The organism is Streptomyces sp. NPDC058373 (genome assembly GCF_042723275.1).
Classification (GTDB): domain Bacteria; phylum Actinomycetota; class Actinomycetes; order Streptomycetales; family Streptomycetaceae; genus Streptomyces.
Genome location: NZ_JBHXJE010000055.1, coordinates 1 through 20,707, shown reverse-complemented (window position 1 = coordinate 20,707; position 20,707 = coordinate 1). Strand labels below are relative to the sequence as shown.

Here is a 20,707-nt window from a genome sequence, read left to right as displayed (position 1 = left end):
AATATTCAGGCCCCCACCCGGCGTCCTAGGCTGTGTGTCCATGAAGAGTCCCCTGCTGTCCCTGCCCGGTGCCGTGCCCGCCGAGGGGCCCGACGAAGGCGTCGCCGCGCACTACGGCGACCTGTTCCGCGAACAGCGTGCCCTCGCCGACGGCACGGGGTTCGTCGACCTCTCGCACCGCGGCGTCCTTTCCGTCACCGGCGACGACCGGCTGAGCTGGCTCCACCTGCTCCTCACCCAGCACGTCAGCGAGCTGCCCGCCGGGCGCGCCACCGAGGCGCTGGTGCTCACCGCCAACGGCCACATCGAGCACGCGCTCTACCTGGTCGACGACGGCACCACCACGTGGATCCACGTGGAGCCCGGCACCCAGGGCGCGCTTCTCGCGTACCTGGAGAGCATGAAGTTCTTCTACCGCGTCGAGGCCGCCGACCGGACCGAGGAGATCGCCCTCGTCCACCTCCCCGCCGGTTCCATCGCCACCCTCCCCGAGGACGCGGCCCAGGCCGTCCGCGAGACCCCGTACGGGCGCGACGTCTTCCTGGAGCGGGAGCGGCTGGAGGAGTTCGCCGCCGCGCACGGCCCGGCCATCGGCGTCCTCGCCCACGAGGCGCTGCGGGTCGAGGCGCACCGGCCGCGGCTCGGCTTCGAGACCGACCACCGCACCATCCCGCACGAGCTGGGCTGGATCGGCACCGCCGTCCACCTCCAGAAGGGCTGCTACCGCGGCCAGGAGACGGTGGCCCGCGTGCAGAACCTGGGCAAGCCCCCGCGCCGCCTGGTCTTCCTCCACCTCGACGGCAGCGAGGTCCACCTGCCCGGGCCCGGTACGCCGGTCCGGCTGGCCGCCGACGGGCCCGACGGGCGGAAGCTGGGCTTCGTCACCACCTCGGCCCGTCACCACGAACTCGGCCCGATCGCGCTGGCCCTGGTCAAGCGGAACGTGCCGCTCGACGCCGAGCTGACGGTGGAGACGACGGCGGCGGCGCAGGAGGTCGTGGTCGAGCCGTAAGGGGCGCCCGGCTGCCACCTGGTCCGGGACGGGGAGCCCGGCGCGGTCGGTGCGCCCCCTGTGACACCGTGCGCCCTTTGTGCCCCCATGTGCGCCGTGGGGTGGCGGACGCGCGACCGTCGGGGGTGGCGAAACCCGCGCCCGGCGGCCCCGGCCCCCGGTCAGATCTCCAGCAGGACCGTGAACGGGCCGTCGTTGGTGAGCCCCACCCGCATCTTGGCGCCGAACCTCCCGGTCGCCACGGTCGCGCCCAGCTCGCGCAGCCGCGCCACCACCGCGTCGACCAAGGGCTCGGCGACCGGGCCCGGGGCCGCCGCCGACCAGGTGGGCCGGCGGCCCTTGCGGGCGTCGCCGTAAAGGGTGAACTGGCTGATGACCAGGAGCGGGGCGCCGGTGTCGGAGCACGAGCGCTCGTCGGCCAGGATGCGCAGCGACCAGAGTTTGCGGGCCAGTTGTGCCGCCTTCTCCGCGGTGTCCTCGTGGGTGACGCCCACCAGGACGCAGAGCCCCTCGCCGGTGATCTCCCCGACCGTCTCGCCCTCGACCACCACACTCGCGCCGTCGACGCGCTGCACCACTGCTCGCATGGGACCCATCATGCCGTGCGCCCGGCGCGTGCCGCGCACGCACCCGCGCGCCCGTCGCACTCCACGCCGGGCCCGGACGGTACCGCCGTACGGGCACGAAATCGGGCACTCCGGCACGTTGCGGTCATCCGGGGTGGCACGATGCTCCCACGCGGTGCAGCCCGCGGCCGGTTCGAGGGGACGGACGAGAAAACCATGAGCACGTCGAGCACATCGAGCACGTCGAGTACGGCAGGCACCGGGCGCCTGGCACCGGAGCGCCGGTCCGGCGGCGTCTACGGGACAGCCCGCCCGCCGACCCAGCGCACCGACAGCCCGCCACCCGGCGGCGGTCTGGCCGCCACCGGGGAGCCCACCCGCGACCTGGTCCTGCTCTCCCTCGCCGAACTGCGCACCGTGCGCCGCACGGCCCAGCGCGACGAGGGCGACCTGAGTTACGTACGGCGCATCCTCCAGGGCCGCCTGGACATCCTGCGGGCCGAGGCGGCGGCGCGCCGGGCCGAGCGGGCGGACACCCCGGGCCCCGAGGGAGAGCCGGGCGCCGGGGACGCTTCCGGTTGCGGGAGCGCCGGGTCCGGCAGTCCGCGCCCCGCCGGGGCCACCGGCGCCGGAGAGGGCACGGTCTCCGGTTCCGGATCGGGCGCCGTCCCGGCCCAGGCACCGCCCCGGGCGCTCGGGTTCGGCTCCGGGCTGACCGGGGCGGGCAGGCGGCTGGTGGTGGGGGCGCCGGTGGTGGCGCGCCTGTCGCAGATCCTCGCCGACGCCCCGACCCGGCACCGCGCCTCGGCCCGGCACGTGACGGTCTCCGTGCCGCAGGGCGAGGAGTACCGCAGGCTCGCCTCCGAGATGCTCTCCGAGGTGGAGCTCTCCGACCTGTCCGCCCTCACCGACGAGGAGCTGGAGACCGCCACCGCCCGCCTCGGCCGCTACGAGCAACAGGTCTCCCGCCGCCGCCAGCAGCTCCAGCGCACCGCCGACGCCTGCGGCACGGAGATCGCCCGCCGGTACCGGGAGGGCGAGGCCCAGGTGGACGACCTGCTGGTATGAGGGGGCCGGGGGACCCCGCCCGCGCCCGTCGGCCGGGGACGCCCAGAATGGACGTACCCGCTCCGGAAGGCCGACTGATGTCCCCCGATCTGCCCGTCCCGCCCCGCCCCGCCGACGAGGGCCGCGCGGCCCCGCCCGCCGGCGCTCCCGTGTACGGACCGTCGCCGGTCCTCGCCGAGGTGGTGCGGTCCGGCTTCGTGGAGGGCGTGCACCGGGGGAGCGCGGTGGTGCTGGAGGCCGACGGGAGCGTCGCCTGGTCCCTCGGCGACCCCGGCCGGCCGGTCTTCCCTCGCTCCGCCAACAAGCCGATGCAGGCCGCCGCGATCCTGCGGACCGGGCTCGACCTCGGCGGCGAACGGCTCGCGCTGGCCGCCGCCAGCCACTCCGGGGAGCCCTTCCACCTGGAGTTGGTCGAGCGGATGCTCGCCGAGTACGGCCTGGCCGCCGACGCGCTCCAGTGCCCGCCCGACCTGCCGCTGGACCCGGTCGAGGCCGAGCGGTACCTCGCCTCCGGCCAGGTCCGCCGCCCCCTCACCATGAACTGCTCGGGCAAGCACACCGCGATGCTCGCCGCCTGCGCTCTCAACGGCTGGCCGCTCGGCAGCTACCTCGACCCCGGCCACCCGCTCCAGCTCCTGGTCCGCGAGACCGTCGAGGCGGCCGCGGGCGAACCCGTCGCCGCGGTCGGCACCGACGGCTGCGGCGCCCCGCTGATGGCCCTCACCCTGCCGGGCCTGGCCCGCGCCTTCGCCGCCTTCGTCCGCGCCGAGCCGGGCACGCCGGAGCGCCGCGTCGCCGACGCGATGCGCGCCCACCCCGAGTACGTCGCCGGGACCCGCCGCCCCGACACCTGGCTCATGCGCGCCGTCCCCGGCGCCCTGTCCAAGATGGGCGCCGAGGCGATCCAGGCGGTGGCGCTCCCCGACGGCCGCGCCCTCGCCTTCAAGGTGGACGACGGCGCCACCCGCGCCCTCGGCCCCGTCCTCGCCCGCCTCCTGGAGCGGCTGGGCCACACCGGCGACACCGTCACCCGCATCGGCCACGCCCCGCTGACGGGCGGGGCCGAGCGGGTCGGGGAGATCCGGGCGGCCTTCTGAGGCGTACGCGAAGCGGGGGTGACGGTCAGCTCTGCCCGAGCAGTCCCGCCAGTGAACTGCGGCGCTCCTGGAGGCAGTTGAGGCGTTCGTCCATGGCGGCCAGTTCTCCGGCGAGGAGGTCGCGCAGCTCGGCACACCAGTCGACGCCGGTGTCGAACGTGTCCTGGTCGACGCAGGGCAGGACGGCCTGGATGACCTCCGTGGTCAGCCCCGCGTCGAGCAGGAACCTGATCCGGCCCACCGCCGTGACGGCGTCCTCGGCGTACGCGCGGTAGCCGTTGGGGCCGCGTTCGGCCTGGAGCAGGCCCTGGTCCTCGTAGTAGCGCAGCAGCCGTCTGCTGACGCCGGTCCGGCGGGACAGTTCTCCGATCAGCATGTACGCCCCCGATGCTCGCGGTCGGCCGGCGGTGATCCGGCTTGACCTTCTCACTGGTGTGAAGCCTTAACGTCCTTTCCCAGAGCGGCATTCCGCTCCACGGGGGGAATGCGGGGGCCGCCGCGCACCGCCGCCCGCCCATGGGGGAGCGGGCGGCGACCGGCCCTCGCCGCCCCCACCCGGCCACCCGTCCGCCCTCACACCGCTGGAGCACACCGTGACTTCGTTCCCCACCTCCGCCTCCGCCACCACCGTCGGCGCCGGGGACCAGGACCGCTCGTTCCTCTTCGTCCTCGGCAGCTCGCGCGCCGACGGGAACACCGCGCAACTGGCGCGGGCCGCCGCCGAGCACCTGCCCGCCGCCGTCTCCCGGCGCTGGGTCGACCTCAACACCCTGGAGCTGCCCGACTTCCGCGACGGGCGCCACGAGGGCGCGGGCTGGCAGCCCGGGGAGGCGGAGGAGAGCCTGCGCGAGGCGACCCTGGCCGCCACCGACGTGGTCATCGCCACGCCGCTGTACTGGTACTCCTTCTCCGCCCAGGTCAAGCGGTACCTCGACTACTGGTCGGGGTGGCTGACCGTGCCCGGCTCGGATTTCGCCCAACGGATGGCGGGCCGCAGGCTGTGGGGTGTCACCGTGATGGCCGACCGCGACGAGGTGGTCGCCGACGGCCTGGACACCTCGCTCCACCACACCGCGGCCTACCTGAGGATGAGGTACGGCGGCCTCCTCCTCGGCAACGGCTCCCGCCCCGGCCAGGTCGCCGCCGACGAGCGGGCGATGCGGCGCGCCAAGACCTTCTTCGACGGCGCCACGCCACTGGCCCGCTTCCCGTCCGAGGAGAAGGCCGGGGCGGCGTAACCCTCTTGGGACCGCGTCGGTCCGCGCTCACCCGTCGGCCGCCGGGCCTCCCCCGGCGGCCGACTCGGCGGTACGCTGCCCGGGCCGCGGCCGGTGCGAGACGTCGGCACCCTCCGCTCCGGCCTCCGGCACGCCCTCTGGTCTCCCTGCCGATCGAAGCGGACACTCCCCTCGTGACCTCTAGCGCGCACCTTCCCGAGCCGACCGCGGACGCCCTCTCCCGTTCCGACCTGAGCGCGGACCCCCGTGCGGCTGCCCCCGCGCTCCCTCCCGCGCTGGACGCGGAGAGCCTGGCGGCCGTCCGCGAGCTGGTCGCCGCCGCGAAGACGGTGATCCTCGGCTTCGACGGCCCCCTCTGCCGCCTCTACGACCCCCTCACCGCCCGCGCCGCCACCGACGCCCTGACCCGGCTCCTGCGCGAGCACGGGGTACCGGCCGAGGAGGTGCCCGGCCGCACCCCGCTCGCCCTGCTCCGCTCCCTGACCCTCGGTGCCCTGGACGACGACCCCGAGCTGAGCACCGCGCTGGACGCGCTGCTGACCGAATCGGAGGTGGCGGCCACGCTGACCGCCCGCCCCACCCCCTACGCCGACAACCTGGTCCGCACCTGGTCGGCGGTGGGCACCCGGCTCGCCGTCGCCACCGGCCACGCGGCCGACGCCGTCCACGCCTACCTCGCCGGACGCGGCCTCACCGCCTGCTTCGGGCCGCACGTCCACGGCCGCACCGGCGGCCTCGCCCACCTGGGCCACGACGCCCCGCCCCGGGCCCTGGCCGCGCTGGGCGCCGACCCGGCCGATGCGCTGGTGGTCGGCTCCACCCCCGACGATCTGCGGGCCGCGCGCGACGCCGGCGCGCCCTTCCTCGGCTACGCCCGCGACCTGCGCGGCTGGGAGCGGCTCCACGCGGCCGGGGCGACGCTGGTCACCGGCACCCTGGAGCCGGTCCGCCAGGCCGTCTGGGAACTGAACCTGCCGCGCCGCTGAGAGGCGGGGCCCGCTGTCACCGCGTCCGGTACCGGAAGAGGCCGTTCGACGCGGCGACGGCGACCAGCAGGACGCCGGCGCACCAGGCCAGCGCCGTCCAGGGCGCCGAACCGGCGGGCTGCCCCAGGAGCAGGGCGCGCAGCGACTCGATGAGCGGGGTGACGGGCTGGTGCTCCGCGAAGCCGTGCAGCCAGCTCGGCATCGTCTCGATCGGCACGAACGCGCTGCTCGGGTACGGCAGGAACATCAGCACGAAGGTGAACCCGGAGGCGGCGTCCGGCGTCCTGGCGAGCAGCCCGACCCCCGCGGAGAGCCAGGAGACCGCGGTCAGGTAGGCGAGCAGGATGCCCGCCGCGGCCAGCCAGGCGAGGGGGGTCGCGGCCGGGCGGAAGCCGATGAGCAGGGCGACGGACAGGACGACGGCGGTGGCCACGACGTTCCGGACGACGCTCGCCGCGACGTGCCCGGCCAGCACCGAGGTGCCGCTGACGCCCATGCTGCGGAAGCGGTCCACGACACCGGTCCGCATGTCCTCGGTGACCCGCATCGCGGTCCCGGCCGAGCCGTACCCGGCGCAGAGCACCAGCAGGCCGGGCACCACGTACGTCACGTAGGCGGTGCCGGTGTCGATGGCGCCGCCGAAGAAGTAGACGAAGACCAGCATGAGGAGGACCGGCAGCAGGATCGCCATCAGCAGGGCTTCGGTGTCCCGGCGGTTCATGCGCAGGCAGCGGCCGGTCAGGGTGAGCGCGTCAGACATGGCTGGGCTCCTTCCGGTCCTTGGGGGTCTCACCGGTGAGCGCCATGAAGACGTCGTCCAGGGTGGCCTGTCGCACGGTGAAGGCGGTGATCTCCGTGCGGTCCGGGTCGAGTTCGTCCAGCAGGGTGCGGACGTGCAGGGCGTCGCCGTCGGTGGGGAAGCCGAGGGTGAGCCTCTCGGGTGAGCGGTGCGCGACCGGATGCGGCGTGGCTCGCTCCAGCCGCGCGAACGCCGCAGGACCGGCCGCCGTCACCTGGAGCCGGCTCTGCCCGGTCGCCGCCTTCAGCTCGTCCGGGGTCCCCTCGGCGGCGATGCGGCCGCCGTGCAGGACGGCGACCCGGTCCGCCAGCTGATCGGCCTCCTCCAGGTACTGCGTCGTCAACAGCACCGCGGTACCGGACGCGGCCAACTCCCGTACGACCATCCACAATTGTTGGCGGCTGCGCGGATCGAGCCCGGTCGTCGGCTCGTCCAGGAACATCACCCGCGGCTCGCCGACCAGCCCGGCCGCCAGGTCCAGCCGCCGCCGCATCCCGCCGGAGTACGTCCGTACGAGCCGGCCACCCGCCTCCGTGAGCGCGAACCGCTCCAGCAGCTCGGCGGCGCGGGCCCGGGCCGCCGTCCGGGTCAGCCCCGCGAGCCGGGCCGTCGTCCAGAGGTTCTCGGCGCCGGTCTGCGTCTCGTCCACGGCGGCGAACTGGCCGGTCAGGCTGATGGCGCGCTGCACGCGGCGCCGGTCGGCCACCACGTCGTACCCGGCGACCCGGACCGATCCGGCATCCGGCGGGGTGAGCGTGGCCAGGACGCGGACGGCCGTCGTCTTCCCCGCGCCGTTCGGCCCGAGCAGGGCGAGGACGCCGCCCTGCGGCACGCGCAGGTCGATCGAGCGGAGGACGGCGTGGTCGCCGTACGACTTGCTGAGGCCCTGGACCTGTACGGCGTCGGGCGATGGTGGGCTCATGGTGGTCCTCCGTCGGGGCGGCTGCCATTACTGCGTATGGCATACACGTTACTGTGTAAGCCTTACGCAGAAATAGGATGGCGTCAACCGGCCAGGTGGCGAAGGGTTCCCGAGTGGAGCCGTGGGAGGAGCGGGCATGGCGGCACCACCCCCCGAGGGGCGCGACGGAGTGGGGGAGACGGGGCTGCCCGCCAGCGTCGAGGCCGCCTGGGGGTTGCGCGGGCGCCCCACCAAGGGGCCGCGCCCGGGGCTGGGCGTGGACAGGATCGTCGACGCCGCCGTGCGGCTGGCGGCGAGCGAAGGGATCCCCGCCGTCTCCATGGGGCGGGTCGCCAAGGAACTCGGCGCCTCCACGATGTCCCTCTACCGCTACGTCGCCGCCAAGGACGAGCTGTTCATCCTCATGCAGGAGGCGGCCACCGGGCTCCCGCCCGAGGACTGCCCGCCGCCCTCGGCCGGGTGGCGGGCCCGCCTGACCTGGTTCGCCGAGGCCTACAGGGACGTCCTCGAAGCCAACCTCTGGCTCCTCCACATCCCCATCAGCTCCCCGCCCGCCACCCCCAACTCGGTCGCCTGGATGGAAGCCGGGCTCGACACCCTCGACGGGACCGGGCTCGACGAGGCGACCAAGCTCGGCGTGATGATGCTGATCGACGGCTACGTCCGCAGCCAGGCGGGCCTCGCGGCCGACCTCGCCGAGGCGATGCGCCGCAGCGGGCGCACGGCCGAGGAGTCCCACCGCCAGTACGTCCACACTCTCACCCGCCTCGCCGACCAGCGCGGCCCCGACAGCTTCCCCGCCGTCCGGCGGCTCCTCGCGGCCCAGGTGCTGGGTGAGGGGGATGATCCGGAGGCGGACTTCGACTGGGGGCTTCAGCGGGTGCTGGACGGGGTGGGGGTGCTCGTCGGCGGGGGCGCGCGCTAGCTGGGCTCCGTCCGGCGCGGGGTGGCCTCAAGCGCCGGCCGGGCTGTCTTTTCGGGTTGCTGTCCGGCTGCCGTCACGGGTGGGGGTGGCCTCAAGCGCCGGCCAGGCTGTCTTTTCGGGTTGCTGTCCGGCTGTCCGGCTGCCGTCACCGATGGCCTCAAGCGCCGGCCGGGCTGGGTTTTGGCGTGGTGTCGGGCAGCATCCGTCCGTAGCGCCACTTCCTAGCCCGGCCGGCGCTTGAGGCCACACTTCAGCCGGGCCGGCGTTTGAGGCCACACTTCAGCCCGGCCGGCGTTTGAGGCCACATCTCAGCCGAGCCGGCGTTTGAGGCCACCCCCGGGGCGAGGTTCGGCCCTACACGCGCAACCCCGGAGGGAAGCCCGTCCAGCGCAGCTCCTCCGGCAGGTGCCGGATGTCGTTGTAGACGATCAGCGAGGACGGCTGCTCAGGCGCGTAATGAATGATGGTGAGCGCAGCGTTGGCATGGTGCAGCCCGATCCACCGCCAGTCAGGCGCGTCCAGCGCCTCCCGCACCAACCACCCGATGACGAAGTTGTGCGTCACGACCAACTCGTGCCGGGCCGCCTCCCCGGGCACCGCCCCGGTGAACCTCCGCAAGGCGTCCCGGGCCAGCTCCGGCCCGGGCAGCCGCTCCCGCTCAGGGAGCTGGAGCAGCCACTCCCACGTGCTCTCGGGCAACCCCGCCGGGACCTCTCGCCGTTCGGGCAGGTACGGCACGTAGTCCCCGGCCGAGTCGCAGGGCCGCAGGGCCAGGCGCGGACCGTCCGCCCGGTCGGGCCGGTGCGCGGCGACGATCTCCGCGGTCTCCCGCGCCCGCGCCTGCGGCCCGTGATGGATCGCCGACAACGGCACCCCGCGCAGACGCTTCCCCAGGTAGGCGGCCTGTCTACGCCCGTCCGCGGAGAGCTCGCCCTCGTCACCCGGCGCGTCCCCGTGCCGGGCCAGGTAGAGCGTGCGGGATGCCATCCCGGTGGCGGCGGTGGAGGTCATGGGTCTGGGTCTCCGGATCTGTGGTGCGGACCGGCGCGGCGCGGTGCCGGTGGGGGCGTCGGGCAGCCGGGCGGCCGGGATGCGGCCGGTGGTTGTCAGGACTGCCGCCCGGGAAGGCGCGGTTCCGCGCGTGCGGGTGGCTGCCGACTCCCTCTGGTTGACGGGGCGTTCGGTGGGCGGGAGCCGCCGCGGTTCCGCCGCCCCGCTGGTGCGGCCCCACCGCAGGTGCGACGAGGCCGCACAGGGACTGCCCAGTCCCCGCCGTTCCATGACTGCGGACCAGGGGCGCGCGGTGGTGGCGGCGTGCGCGGGGGCGGACGCCCGCACCGCTCACGCCCCCTACAAACGGCCCCTCACGGCCGCGGCCGCGTCCCCTGCCCGCTCTCCGCCAGGTTCGCGTCGTCCGGCTCGGCGTACCGCTCCACGACCCGTGCCGCCAGCTCGCGGAGCCGGGTCCGGGCCTCGGGTGGGTCGGTCACGGTCGGCAGGCTCCTTCGTGCAGGGACCGGCCACCCGTCCCACGACGGAGAAGGAGCAGCCTCCTCATGACCCGCCCCAACATGTTCATCGTCCACGTCTCCGACGCCCCGGCCTCCGCCCGTTTCTACGGCGACCTGTTCGCGATGGAGCCCGCCTTCGAGTCCCCTCACTTCATCGCCTTCGACCTCGGCGGCGGCGTCCAGCTCGGCCTGTGGAGCGGCGTCGCCGAGACCCTGCCCCAGACCCGGGCGAGCGAGGTCTGCCTGAATCTGGACGGCGCGGAGGCGATCGACGCCCGCTTCGAGGAGTGGACGGCGAAGGGCGTCACCATCGTCCAGAAGCCCCACGACGCGGTCTTCGGACGCACCTTCGTCGCGGCCGACCCCGACGGGAGCCTGCTCCGGGTGGCCCCGCTGGACTGAGCGCCGACAGGGCTGCCTCCCGGCCGGCACAGGGGAGTTCAGAGCCCCAGGATCTCCGCCACGCCGGCCAGCGAGTCGACCTCGTACGCGTGGTAGTGCGGGGCGGACGGCTCGTACCCCCGGTTGAGGTACACCGTGTCCCGCACGCCGAGGTCGGTCGCCGACTGGAGGTCGTAGCGCGGGCTGGCGGAGACGTGCAGCGTCTCCTCCGGCCCGCACCCCAACTGCTCGTACAGGTACTCGAAGGCGGCCAGCCGCGGTTTGTAGGCGCGCGCCTGCTCGGCCGTGTGGATCGCGTGGAAGGGCGCGCCGAGCAGGGTGGCGTTCCGGTCGGCGTGCTGGTCGGAGGCGTTGGAGAGGATGACGAGCGGGAAGCGCTCGGCGAGCCGGGCCAGCGGTCCCGGCACGTCGGGGTGCGGCCCCATCTCCGGGATCGCCGCGTAGACCTCGGCCGGGTCGTCCGGCCGGAAGGGGATCCCGGCGCTGCGGCAGGCCCGCTCGAAGGCGCGGGCGAGCACCTCGTCGTAGGGGCGCCAGTCGCCCATCACCTCGTCGAGCTGGTAGGCGCTGAACCGCCGGAGGAAGAACTCCCGCTGCTCAGGACTGGTGATGTCCTCGACCGCCGCACCTGCGGCAGCCCCGACGGCGAAGTCCGTCAGCGTGCCGTACATGTCAAAGGTGATGAACTGGGGCTCCGGGCGGCTCACTGGGCTCTCCTCGTACGTCCCTGGGGCGGCGGGTCTCCGCGCAACCGGCCGGGCCCGCCGCTTATTCCCAGGCGGCGTCGAAGGGCGGGCCGGTCAGCGCGTGCCGACGTCGGCGAGGACCGCCTCCCAGCTGGCGCGGCATTCGGCGGCGAAGTCGAAGAGCGTGTCCCGGTAGCAGGGGAGCCCGGCGGCGCCCACCGCGACGCGTGCCCGTACGCCTCGCGCGCGGGCAGATCCCCAGAGCGGGGTGTGCTCGGCGTCGGGAGAGCCGACGGAGAGGGCCCCGAAGTCGATGACGGCGTGCAGCTTCCCGGAGGTCGGCCCACTCCTTTCCACTCTCAACGTATAGCTCACAGGGGGGCTTGCGGCAAGGCCCCGGTGGTACCGCAGAATGACCCGCCAAAGCCTGTACCTGCGGAAATGACGGGCTCGTGCCCATACCTGCGCTCTGTCCGTATGGGGGGCGCGCCTTCGCCGGCCGGCTGGAACTCCACGTGCGGCAAGCACGCGACTCGCGGAATGGACGTGAAGAGTGATGACTGACGTGATCGTGGTCGGTGGCGGACCGACCGGGCTGATGCTGGCCGCAGAGTTGCGGCTGCACGGTGTGGACGTCGTCGTGGTGGAGAGGGACGCGGAACCCACCGGGCACTCCCGCGCGCAGGGGCTGCATGTGCGCAGCATCGAGGTGATGGACCAGCGCGGGCTGCTCGACCGGTTCCTGGCGGTGGGGAGGAAGGTCACGTCCGGCGGGTTCTTCGCCGGGCTCGGCAAGGTCTGGCCGGAGCGGCTCGACTCGGCGCACGCCTACGTCCTCGCCATCCCGCAGACCGACACCGAACGCCTGCTGGCCGAGCACGCCGTCGCGCTCGGTGCGGAGATCCGGCGCGGCCAGGAGCTGGTCGGGCTGGAGCAGGACGAGGACGGCGTGACCGCCGAACTGGCCGACGGCACCCGGCTCCGCGCCCGGCACCTCGTCGGCTGCGACGGCGGCCGCAGCACCGTACGCGGACTGCTCGGCACCGGCTTCCCCGGTGAACCGAGCCGCGTCGAGACCCTGCTGGGCGACGTGGCGCTGACGGCGGGGCCGGAGGAGCTGGCCGCGGTGACGGCCGAGGTGCGGAAGACCCAGTTCAGGTTCGGCGCGATGCCGCTGGGGGAGGGGCGGTACCGCGTGATCGTGCCCGCCGAGGGCGTCGCCGAGGACCGCACGGCCCCGCCGACGCTGGACGAACTGCGCGCGCGACTGAGGGCGTTGGGCGGCACCGACTTCGGCGCCCATGACCCGCGGTGGATCTCCCGCTTCGGCGACGCGACCCGGCTCGCCGAGCGGTACCGGACCGGCCGGGTCCTGCTGGCGGGCGACGCGGCCCACATCCACCCGCCCGCCGGCGGCCAGGGCCTCAACCTCGGTGTCCAGGACGCCTTCAACCTCGGCTGGAAGCTCGCCGCCGAGATCGACGGCTGGGCCCCCGACGGCCTGCTCGACACCTACCACGCCGAACGCCACCCGGTCGCCGCCGCCGTACTCGACAACACCCGGGCGCAGATGCAGCTCATGGACCCCGACCCGGGCCCCCAGGCGGTGCGCCGCCTGATGGCCGAACTGATCGACTTCGAGGAGGTCAACCGCCACCTCATCGAGAAGATCACCGCCGTCTCCGTCCGCTACGACCTCGGTGACGCCCACCCCCTCCTCGGCCGCCGCCTGCGCGACCTCCCCCTGGGCCACCGCGGCCGCCTCTACGACCTGACCCACACCGGCCGCGGCCTCCTCCTCGACCAGACCGGCCACCTCTCGGCGAAGGGCTGGTCCGACCGCGTCGACCACGTCGTCGACACCAGCCCGGGACTCGACGAACTGGCCGTGCCCGCGGCGCTGCTCCGCCCGGACGGGCACGTGGCGTGGGTCGGGGACGACCAGGGGGGAGTGGAGGCGGCGCTGAGGCGGTGGTTCGGGGAGGCCGCGGCGGGGTGAGAGGTCAGGACCCGGCGAGCCGCGCGAGCACTTCGGCGGCGGGCTTCGGGTGGACGAGCCAGCGCAGATGGCTGCTGTCGAGGGTGTGGACCTCGAAGGGGTTGCCGGGGGTCAGCGCGTCGGCCTCGCGGATCATGCGGTCCTGCACGGCCGGCGGCAGGCTGGCGTCGGCGGCCAGACGTACGTACGTCCTCGGGACACGGCCCCAGGTCTCGGCCTGGGCGCGGTCCTCGGGCGTGCCCGCGTCGAGGTTCTCGTCGGGCTGGAAGGTGTTCAGGAAGGTCCGGAACTCGTCGTCGGTCAGGTCGGCGGCGAACGCTTCCTTGAAGGCGGCGAGCGCCTTCGGGTCCGCCGTACGGAAGTTGGTGCGGAGCAGGCCCAGTTCGGCCGGGTTCCCGACGAGCGTGGCGGCGAAAGCGGCCGGGTCGACCTCGGCCATCTCCGGCTCGGCGTAGTAGGCACCGACGTCCAGGGCGACGGGGCACCAGGCGGAGACGTAGACGATCCGGTCGATCAGGTCGGGCCGGGCGTTGGCGGCGGCGGTGATGGTGGCGCCGCCCCGGCTGTGGCCGACGAGGATCGTGGGCCCGTTCCGTCTGGCCCGTTCGAGCACCTCGATCACCCGGGCGGCGTTGTCGGCGAGGGTGACGCCCTTGATGCTCCCCGGCTCCGCGGCCAGTGCGCCGAGGTCCTGCGGGGCCTGGTAGGGCGCCGGAAAGGTCGCCTCGAACCCGTGGCCCGGCAGGTCCACCGCGACCGAGCGGTGCCCGAGCAGCCCGAGCTCGGCCTGGAGCGGGGCGAACGAGAACGAGTTGGCGAAGGCTCCGTGGACAAGGACGAAGGTCGGAATGTTTGGCATGCCTCAGCGTCCAACGGAACGGCCGGTTCGGCAAGGTCCTTTCGGGCAGGGGAACTTGGAGTCGCCGGGCGGGACTGACGCAGGACCGGTCGGTTCGCGGGCGCTACTTTTGCAAGCGGGCGCTTGCAAAAGTTAGCGAGGGTGGGGCATGGTGGGGGCATGGCATCGCTCAACGTCGGTGGTCTCGGGGAGTATCTGCGCGAGCAGCGGCGCTCGGCGCAGTTGTCGTTGCGGCAGCTCGCCGATGCCGCCGGGGTGTCGAACCCGTACCTGAGTCAGATCGAGCGCGGGCTGCGCAAGCCGAGTGCGGAGATCCTCCAGCAGATCGCCAAGGCGCTGCGGATCTCCGCCGAGACGCTGTACGTGCAGGCCGGGATCCTCGACGAGCGGGACCGCGGCGAGGTGGAGACGCGCGGCGTCATCCTCGCCGATCCGACGCTCGACGAGCGGCAGAAGCAGGTGCTCCTGCAGATCTACGAGTCGTTCCGCAAGGAGAACGGCTACGGGGTCGACGATGGCTCCACCGGTACCCCCGGTGGCGCCGGTGCCCGCAGGGCCGAAGGCGGCGGGCCCTCCGCAGGGGGCGAGGGGCCCGCCGGGACGGCAGAAGCCTCGTGACAACCGCTGCCGGGCGAACCGTCCGGCACACCCAACCCTCGAACGACGCATGACCGGGAGGACCACGTTCATGGCCATCACCGATGACCTGCGCAAGACCCTGAGTGAGTCGCGTCCCCTGTACTTCGCGGCCGGCACCGCCGACCTCGCCGTGCAGCAGGCGCGGAAGGTGCCGGGGCTGATCGAGCAGCTGAGGGCCGAGGCGCCCGAGCGGTTCGAGGCGGTGCGCAACACCGACCCGAAGGCCGTGCAGGACAAGGCCGCCACCCGCGCCAAGGAGGCGCAGGAGACCGTCCAGGCCAAGGTCAACGAGGTGTTCGCCTCGCTCGACACCGACCTGCGGAAGCTGGGCGAGAGCGCCCAGGGGCTGGCGCTGCGCTCCGTGGGCGTCGCCGCCGAGTGCGCGGTGAAGGCCAAGGAGGCGTACGACAAGGTCGCCGACCACGGTGAGCAGGCCGTGCGGACCTGGCGCGGCGAGACCGCCGAAGGCGTCGTCCAGGTCGCCGAGCTGGTCGACGAGGCCGCCGACGGCGTGGTGGACGTGGCCGAGAAGGTCGAGCCCGAGCCCGCTCCGGCCGCCCCGGCCGCCTCCGAGAAGGCCTCGACGGCGAAGTCCGCCGGGACGGGCGCGGTGGCGAAGAAGCCCGTCGCGCCGAAGAAGCCGGTGGCGCCGAAGAAGGCGCCCGCCCGCAAGCCCGCGGCCCGCAAGGACGCCCCCTCCGACAGCTGAGTGCCCGGATGCCGTACGGCCGGTCCGGCCCCGGTGTCCCTCCCCGCTGCGCACGCGGGCGGGGGGCGTGCCGGGGCCGGAGCGCGTGCGGTCGCCGGGTCGGGTGGGCGGAACGGGGGTAGGCGTACTCCCGTACGTACGTACGTCCGGGGCGCTCGCCTCGTGTCCGCGGGGCCGGGCGCCCGGTGAGCGGTATCGGGCATTTTGGATTCTGTGGCGTATTGCTCGCGGAATCGGGCACGATTTCGGTGCCGCTGTGCGTTGTCCAGGTGCGGGCGTGGCCGGTGTGTACGCGTCGGTCGGTGATTCCGGCGGCTGTCCGGGACACTGGGGGCAGGCCCGGCGCGGAGCCGGGCGACCGGTCCTCGGTGGTGTCCGCGGCACCGTGAATGTCGAAACTGGTGGTGGAGAGAGTGCTGATACAGGGATTCAACAGCCTGCTGGGGCTGCTGCAACTGGCGTTCGCTGCCTTTGCCGCCTTCGCGTTCATCGACGCGGTGACCCGCCGGGAGGACGCCTTCCGGGCCGCCTCGAAGCAGTCCAAGCCGTTCTGGCTGATCGTCCTCGGGATCGCGCTGGTCGTGAGCCTGCTGTTCGACATCATCTCCCTGCTGCCGATCATCGGCCTCATCGCCGTGATCGTGTACACGGTCGACGTCCGGCCCGCCGTGCGGGAGATCTCCGGTGGGCCGCGCCGGGGCGGGCGAGGCTCCAGCAGCGACGGGCCCTACGGGCCGTACAACGGCGGCCGCTGACCCGGGCCGCCAGGAGACGGAAGAAGCCGGGACCGCGTGAGGCGGTCCCGGCTTCTCGCTGTCCGCGCAGGTCAGGAGCGCGTCGGCACCATCCGGTCCAGGAGGAGGACGGCCACGTCGTCGGTGAGCTCGCCGCCGTTGAGGGCGCGGACCTCGGTCATCGCCGCTTCGAGCAGGGCGTCGCCGCGCAGCCCCTCCGCGAGCAGGCCGCGGACCAGGGAGACCATGCCGTCCTGGCCGAGGCGCTGGTTGCCCGCGCCGACGCGGCCCTCGACCAGGCCGTCCGTGTAGAGCATCAGGCTCCAGGAGCGGCCCAGCTCGACCTGGCGCCGGGGCCAGCGGGCCTGCGGGAGCAGTCCGAGAGCCGGGCCGTTGTCGTCGTACGGCAGGAGCTCGGCGAGGTGGCCCTGGCGGGCGACGAGCGGGGACGGGTGCCCGGCCAGGCAGAGCCCGGCCGAACGGCCGTCCGGCGAGATGTCGACGGTGCACAGGGTCGCGAAGATCTCGTCGTCCGAGCGCTCGTTCTCCAGGACCTTCTGGAGGGTGGAGAGCAGCTCGTCGCCGCAGAGCCCGGCGAAGGTCAGCGCGCGCCAGGCGATGCGCAGCTCGACGCCGAGCGCCGCCTCGTCCGGCCCGTGGCCGCAGACGTCGCCGATCATCGCGTGGACGGTGCCGTCGGAGGTGCGCACCGTGTCGTAGAAGTCGCCGCCGAGCAAGGCGCGGGAGCGGCCCGGCCGGTAGCGGGCGGCGAAGCGCAGCGGGGCGCCTTCGAGTAGCGGTGTGGGGAGCAGGCCGCGCTCCAGCCGGGCGTTCTCCTGGGCGCGCAGCCGCGACTCGGTGAGCTGCCGCTGGGCGTGGTCGGCCCGCTTGCGCTCCACGGCGTAGCGGACCGCGCGGGAGAGGAGCCGGCCGTCCAGCTCGTCGCGGTACAGGAAGTCCTGGGCGCCGACGCCTACCGCCTCCGGGCCGCGCGCGCTGTTCTCTGCGCCGGTCAGCGCCAGGACGGCGTGTCGCGGCGCGAGGCGCAGGACGTGCCGCAGCACCGCCAGCTCGTCCTCGGCGCCGTCCGGGGCGGCCTCGGTCCGGGGGGCCGGGGCGGGCAGGGCGAGGTCCAGCAGGATGCAGTGGACGTCGTCGGTGAGCAGCCGCTCGGCCTCGGTGAGGTTGCGGGCCGTGCGGACGCGCACCGTCAGCTCGGCCGAGTCCAGCAGCGACGGGATGTTGAGCGAGCCTGTCGGGTCGTCCTCGATCACCAGCAGGGTGAGCGCGGTCGACGCCGGTCCGGAGCCGGGCGATCCGGCCGCGACCGGGGCCGGTGCCTCCGCCGCCTCGGTGGCCGTGGGGGCCGCCGGACCGGAGGAGTCACCGCTTCTGTCCGCGCCGCCCGTGGTCCGCGGGCCGCCGGTGGCCGCGGTGTGGTTCTCGTGGTCGGTGGTGCCGCCGGGAGTGGTGCCCCGGGTGACGTCGGTGGGCGACCCCGCGAGCGGGCTCGACTGCGGTGCGGCGTCCCCGTCGTGACCGTTCTCCACGGCGGGGATGACTCTCTGCCGCGGTATGGGTACGGGCATCGTCTGGTTTCCTTCCCTCCCCCCGAGGGCGCGATGGGACGACAAGCGACGCCCATCCGACGGGGACCATAGCGGGTGGCCGCGCCCCGACGGAATGCCACGGCGCGCATGGCCGGAGTCATATGCCGGGCCATGTAAGGGGATTGGGGGCCTTTGTGGGGGAGGGTGATGACGAAGCTCACCCTCCGGGGAGGCGTGTGGGTGGGGTTGGTCACCCACTGGGCGCGTGGTGGGTGGGGAGCCCCGCGGGGCCGGAGCCAGGGCTGGTGCGCCGAGGCTCCCGGCGCGAGGGCCCCGACTCCCGGCGCCGGGAGCCTCGGCGCGTGGGGCGTGGGGCGTGGGGTGTGCCGAGTGCCGCGTGGGGCGCCCGGCCCCGAGGCCGGTCACCGGACAAGGCGCCCCCCGGCGGCGACCCACCCCTTACGCGTCCGGGCGGACGACTCCGAGGATCGTCATCGTGCCCGCGCCCGCCAGGGTGATGTCCCGGCCCGGCCGAGGGGCGTGGACGATGGTGCCGTCGCCCACGTACATGCCGACGTGGCTGGCGTCGTCGTGGTAGATGATCAGGTCGCCGGGGCGCATCTCGCGGATGGGGACGCGTTCGAGCTGGCGCCACTGCTCCTGCGAGGTGCGGGGGATGGGGACGCCGGCGGCGGCCCAGGCCTGCGAGGTGAGGCCGGAGCAGTCGTACGAGCCGGGGCCCTCGGCGCCCCAGGCGTACGGCTTGCCGATCTGCTCGCCCGCGTACTCCAGGGCCTTCTTGCCCGCGGCCGAGGCCTTGCCGGAGATCGCGTCGAGGATGCCGGAGTCCACCCAGGCGCTCTGGGCTCTGCGCTGGGCCGCCTCCTCCAGCTTCCGGAGCCGCTCGCGCTCCTCGGCGGCGAGCCGGGACTCCAGCTTCTCGGCGGCGCTGATCTGCTTCTTGATCTCCTTCTTCGCCTTCGCCTCGGCCTTGCGGTGGGTCTCCAGCTTCTTCCACCGGGCGGAGGCGGCGGCGCGGTCCTTCTCCAGCTTCTCCTGGGTGGTCCGCAACTCCGCCATCAGCCCCTTCGCGGCGTGCTGGCCGCGCTGGAAGCGGTTGGCGTTGTCCAGGAAGAGGCGGGGGTCGTCGGTGAGGAGGAACTGGGCGCCCTGGGGGATGCCGCCGCTGCGGTACTGCTCGCGGGCGGTGGCGCCGGCGCGGTGGCGCAGCAGGTCGAGGCGGTCCTGGCCCGTGGTGATGGCGCGGCCCAGCCGGGCGACCTCCTTGGACTGGCGCTCGGCCTTCTCCTCGGCGGCGTTGTAGGCGTCGGTGGCGACCGAGGCGCGGTGGTACAGCTTCTCGATCTCCTTCCGCACCTCTTCGAGGGCGCCGGGCGTCGCCTGCTCACCCTCGGGTGGCTGAGCCGCCGGGTCACCGGGGGTGCCCGGTACGGCCGGTGCCGTGGCGGTGGGGGACGGGTCCGGTGCGGCGAAGGCGGTGCCCGCCGAGGCCACTCCGCCGACGCAGGTGATGCCGCACACCAGTGCCACCGCGGCAAGGGTCGTCCTTCGCATGCCGGTCACTCTCCGCCCCCACAAAGTTATTTCCCGCCAGTAACATCGGGGATGCTGCCATGTCCGGCCCAGATACGACAGACCCGACACCGGCCTTGCTCGGCGGCGCCCCCGCCGCACGGGTCACTTTGCCCGCACTCCGGCGGCTTCAGGCGAAAACACCGCACAGGCCGTTCACTTACTTCCGGGGGCGGTCACGGTTCTCCACCCCTGAGGGGGACGGCGTACGGCAGCGCCGGGCTCGCCCCTCAGCCCCGCGGCGCCAGCGCCCCCCACGCCACCGTGGCCTCCCCCTGGCGCCACCGCGCCGGACCGTCGAGCACCGGCCAGTCGGCGGCCAGGTCGCGGACCGCGCGCTGCCAGCGCTGGCGGGCGCCGTACGAGGCGTACGGGGCCGCCGCCGCCCAGGCGCGGTCGAAGTCGCGGAGGAAGGCGTGCACGGGCTCGCCCGGGACGTTGCGGTGGATCAGTGCCTTCGGGAGGCGCTCGGCCAGGTCGGAGGGGCGGCCGAGGGAGGCGAGGCGGGCCGCGAAGGTGACCGTGCGGGGGCCTTCCGGGCCGAGGGCGACCCAGACGTGGCGGCGCCCGATCTCGTCGCAGGTGCCCTCCACGAGCAGGCCGCCGCCGTGGCCGTCCGGGCCGGGCCGGGCGAGGCGGGCGGTCAGGCGGTCCCAGACGGCGCGTACCTCGTCCTCGTCGTACTGGCGCAGGACGTTCGCGGCCCGGACCAGGTGGGGGTTGCCCGGGACGGGCAGTTCGAAGCCGCCCCGGGCGAAGGTGAGGCCCTCGCGGGCGTGCGGCCGGGCCGCGGCCACCCGGGCCGGGTCGATCTCGATGCCGGTCACCGTCACGGTGGGGGCCGCTGTGCGCAGGCGGGTCAGGAGCTCCACGGCGGTCCAGGGGGCGGCGCCGTAGCCCAGGTCCACCGCCACCGGGTGGTCTGCTCGGCGCAGGGCTGGGCCGTGGACGGCCGTGATCCAGCGGTCCATGCGGCGCAGGCGGTTGGGGTTGGTGGTGCCCCTGGTCGCGGTTCCCACGGGGCGCGAGGGCGCGGGCATGGTTCGAGTATGGCGTCCGGCGCCGGCCGGGCCGGGGGCGGGCTCGCGCTGCGCCCGGGGGCTTCGGCCGTCCCGGGCCGAGGCGGGGTGGCGTGGCCTCAAGCGCCGGCCGGGCTGTTGGGGGCTTGGGCTGTGCCCCAGGGCTTCGGCCGTCCCGGGCCGGGCGGGGTGGCCTCAAGCGCCGGCCGGGCTTCATTTTGCTCGCGTGGTGCCTCGGGTGCGGCTTACGACAGCCCGGCCGGCGCTTGAGGCCGCCCCCCCCCCCCCCCCCCCCCGCCCCGTAACCTTTGGGCAAAACGGGACCCCCCCGGCCCCCCGGGGGGTTTTAACCCGGGGGCGGCGGGGGTTGCCCCCCGGCGGGCAGGGGGGTGG

At 74.3% G+C, this 20,707-nt stretch carries 23 protein-coding genes; 11 read left to right on the top strand and 12 right to left on the bottom strand.

Translation table 11 applies throughout. The annotated features are described in order from the left end of the window. Nucleotides 1-40 precede the first annotated feature (40 nt). Nucleotides 41-1,012, top strand: a complete 972-nt coding sequence (locus ACFWMZ_RS24810) for a YgfZ/GcvT domain-containing protein (RefSeq protein WP_383182727.1) — start codon at nucleotides 41-43, stop codon at nucleotides 1,010-1,012. 161 nt (nucleotides 1,013-1,173) lie between these two features. Here ACFWMZ_RS24810 and dtd read toward each other — a convergent pair whose 3' ends face one another. Continuing rightward, nucleotides 1,174-1,599: a D-aminoacyl-tRNA deacylase gene (gene dtd / locus ACFWMZ_RS24805; RefSeq protein ID WP_383204162.1), complete on the bottom strand. Its 426-nt coding sequence runs from the start codon at nucleotides 1,597-1,599 to the stop codon at nucleotides 1,174-1,176. Nucleotides 1,600-1,794: 195 nt separating this feature from the next. Between dtd and ACFWMZ_RS24800 the strand changes: the two genes are divergently transcribed. Together ACFWMZ_RS24800 and ACFWMZ_RS24795 are read left to right on the top strand one after the other, a co-directional pair. Then, complete coding sequence (locus ACFWMZ_RS24800) at nucleotides 1,795-2,646, top strand: ABC transporter permease (RefSeq protein WP_383182731.1); 852 nt, start codon at nucleotides 1,795-1,797, stop codon at nucleotides 2,644-2,646. 77 nt (nucleotides 2,647-2,723) lie between these two features. After that, nucleotides 2,724-3,743: an asparaginase gene (locus tag ACFWMZ_RS24795; RefSeq protein ID WP_383182733.1), complete on the top strand. Its 1,020-nt coding sequence runs from the start codon at nucleotides 2,724-2,726 to the stop codon at nucleotides 3,741-3,743. A gap of 25 nt (nucleotides 3,744-3,768) precedes the next feature. Here the strand turns inward: ACFWMZ_RS24795 and ACFWMZ_RS24790 are convergent, their stop codons facing one another. Further along, the gene (locus tag ACFWMZ_RS24790; RefSeq protein ID WP_383182735.1) at nucleotides 3,769-4,119 is read right to left on the bottom strand and encodes a MerR family transcriptional regulator; all 351 of its coding nucleotides are present in this window, start codon (nucleotides 4,117-4,119) and stop codon (nucleotides 3,769-3,771) included. 217 nt (nucleotides 4,120-4,336) lie between these two features. Between ACFWMZ_RS24790 and ACFWMZ_RS24785 the strand changes: the two genes are divergently transcribed. After that, nucleotides 4,337-4,981, top strand: coding sequence for a flavodoxin family protein (locus ACFWMZ_RS24785; protein WP_383204159.1), 645 nt, complete (start codon nucleotides 4,337-4,339; stop codon nucleotides 4,979-4,981). Between the two features lie 173 nt (nucleotides 4,982-5,154). Beyond that, complete coding sequence (locus ACFWMZ_RS24780; RefSeq protein WP_383204156.1) at nucleotides 5,155-5,967, top strand: HAD family hydrolase; 813 nt, start codon at nucleotides 5,155-5,157, stop codon at nucleotides 5,965-5,967. Nucleotides 5,968-5,983: 16 nt separating this feature from the next. Here ACFWMZ_RS24780 and ACFWMZ_RS24775 read toward each other — a convergent pair whose 3' ends face one another. Further along, on the bottom strand, nucleotides 5,984-6,727 hold the full coding sequence (locus ACFWMZ_RS24775; protein WP_383183982.1) for an ABC transporter permease: 744 nt from the start codon (nucleotides 6,725-6,727) through the stop codon (nucleotides 5,984-5,986). Then, nucleotides 6,720-7,688, bottom strand: coding sequence for an ATP-binding cassette domain-containing protein (locus ACFWMZ_RS24770; RefSeq protein WP_383204153.1), 969 nt, complete (start codon nucleotides 7,686-7,688; stop codon nucleotides 6,720-6,722). Before ACFWMZ_RS24770 ends, ACFWMZ_RS24775 begins: the two co-directional genes overlap by 8 nt. 136 nt (nucleotides 7,689-7,824) lie before the next feature. Here ACFWMZ_RS24770 and ACFWMZ_RS24765 point away from each other — a divergent pair, with 136 nt between their 5' ends. Further along, nucleotides 7,825-8,613 carry a TetR/AcrR family transcriptional regulator gene (locus tag ACFWMZ_RS24765; protein ID WP_383183978.1) on the top strand — a complete coding sequence of 263 codons (789 nt, stop codon included), beginning with the start codon at nucleotides 7,825-7,827 and terminating at the stop codon, nucleotides 8,611-8,613. Between the two features lie 354 nt (nucleotides 8,614-8,967). Here ACFWMZ_RS24765 and ACFWMZ_RS24760 read toward each other — a convergent pair whose 3' ends face one another. After that, nucleotides 8,968-9,624 carry a histidine phosphatase family protein gene (locus tag ACFWMZ_RS24760; protein ID WP_383183976.1) on the bottom strand — a complete coding sequence of 219 codons (657 nt, stop codon included), beginning with the start codon at nucleotides 9,622-9,624 and terminating at the stop codon, nucleotides 8,968-8,970. A 353-nt stretch (nucleotides 9,625-9,977) separates the two neighbouring features. Beyond that, nucleotides 9,978-10,103 carry a hypothetical protein gene (locus ACFWMZ_RS24755; protein ID WP_383204150.1) on the bottom strand — a complete coding sequence of 42 codons (126 nt, stop codon included), beginning with the start codon at nucleotides 10,101-10,103 and terminating at the stop codon, nucleotides 9,978-9,980. Nucleotides 10,104-10,169: 66 nt separating this feature from the next. Between ACFWMZ_RS24755 and ACFWMZ_RS24750 the strand changes: the two genes are divergently transcribed. Then, nucleotides 10,170-10,526, top strand: coding sequence for a VOC family protein (locus ACFWMZ_RS24750; protein ID WP_383204147.1), 357 nt, complete (start codon nucleotides 10,170-10,172; stop codon nucleotides 10,524-10,526). Between the two features lie 38 nt (nucleotides 10,527-10,564). Here the strand turns inward: ACFWMZ_RS24750 and ACFWMZ_RS24745 are convergent, their stop codons facing one another. Both ACFWMZ_RS24745 and ACFWMZ_RS24740 read right to left on the bottom strand, forming a co-directional pair. Further along, nucleotides 10,565-11,233, bottom strand: coding sequence for a haloacid dehalogenase type II (locus ACFWMZ_RS24745; protein ID WP_383183970.1), 669 nt, complete (start codon nucleotides 11,231-11,233; stop codon nucleotides 10,565-10,567). 93 nt (nucleotides 11,234-11,326) lie between these two features. Next, the gene (locus ACFWMZ_RS24740; RefSeq protein WP_383204145.1) at nucleotides 11,327-11,569 is read right to left on the bottom strand and encodes a hypothetical protein; all 243 of its coding nucleotides are present in this window, start codon (nucleotides 11,567-11,569) and stop codon (nucleotides 11,327-11,329) included. Between the two features lie 199 nt (nucleotides 11,570-11,768). On the opposite strand from ACFWMZ_RS24740, the gene rox reads away from it, so the two are divergent. Further along, complete coding sequence (rox, locus tag ACFWMZ_RS24735) at nucleotides 11,769-13,211, top strand: rifampin monooxygenase (RefSeq protein ID WP_383183966.1); 1,443 nt, start codon at nucleotides 11,769-11,771, stop codon at nucleotides 13,209-13,211. A gap of 4 nt (nucleotides 13,212-13,215) precedes the next feature. On the opposite strand, the gene ACFWMZ_RS24730 is transcribed toward rox, so the two are convergent. Further along, complete coding sequence (locus ACFWMZ_RS24730; RefSeq protein ID WP_383183964.1) at nucleotides 13,216-14,070, bottom strand: alpha/beta fold hydrolase; 855 nt, start codon at nucleotides 14,068-14,070, stop codon at nucleotides 13,216-13,218. A gap of 159 nt (nucleotides 14,071-14,229) precedes the next feature. Here ACFWMZ_RS24730 and ACFWMZ_RS24725 point away from each other — a divergent pair, with 159 nt between their 5' ends. The 3 genes from ACFWMZ_RS24725 to ACFWMZ_RS24715 all read left to right on the top strand — a co-directional run bounded on the left by ACFWMZ_RS24725 (nucleotide 14,230) and on the right by ACFWMZ_RS24715 (nucleotide 16,173). Beyond that, nucleotides 14,230-14,688, top strand: coding sequence for a helix-turn-helix domain-containing protein (locus ACFWMZ_RS24725; protein ID WP_383204142.1), 459 nt, complete (start codon nucleotides 14,230-14,232; stop codon nucleotides 14,686-14,688). 70 nt (nucleotides 14,689-14,758) lie between these two features. Further along, nucleotides 14,759-15,418: a hypothetical protein gene (locus tag ACFWMZ_RS24720; RefSeq protein ID WP_383204139.1), complete on the top strand. Its 660-nt coding sequence runs from the start codon at nucleotides 14,759-14,761 to the stop codon at nucleotides 15,416-15,418. A gap of 413 nt (nucleotides 15,419-15,831) precedes the next feature. Further along, nucleotides 15,832-16,173, top strand: a complete 342-nt coding sequence (locus ACFWMZ_RS24715; protein ID WP_383183958.1) for a DUF2516 family protein — start codon at nucleotides 15,832-15,834, stop codon at nucleotides 16,171-16,173. A gap of 71 nt (nucleotides 16,174-16,244) precedes the next feature. Here ACFWMZ_RS24715 and ACFWMZ_RS24710 read toward each other — a convergent pair whose 3' ends face one another. The 3 genes from ACFWMZ_RS24710 to ACFWMZ_RS24700 form a co-directional block, all read right to left on the bottom strand. Beyond that, entirely contained in the window at nucleotides 16,245-17,741 is a 1,497-nt protein-coding gene (locus tag ACFWMZ_RS24710) for a PP2C family protein-serine/threonine phosphatase (RefSeq protein WP_383204136.1), read from the bottom strand. Nucleotides 17,742-18,161: 420 nt separating this feature from the next. Then, nucleotides 18,162-19,277 (bottom strand): NlpC/P60 family protein, encoded by a 1,116-nt coding sequence (locus ACFWMZ_RS24705; protein ID WP_383204133.1) that lies wholly within the window; start codon nucleotides 19,275-19,277, stop codon nucleotides 18,162-18,164. Nucleotides 19,278-19,525: 248 nt separating this feature from the next. Continuing rightward, nucleotides 19,526-20,335, bottom strand: a complete 810-nt coding sequence (locus tag ACFWMZ_RS24700) for a class I SAM-dependent methyltransferase (RefSeq protein WP_383183952.1) — start codon at nucleotides 20,333-20,335, stop codon at nucleotides 19,526-19,528. Nucleotides 20,336-20,707 lie beyond the last annotated feature (372 nt).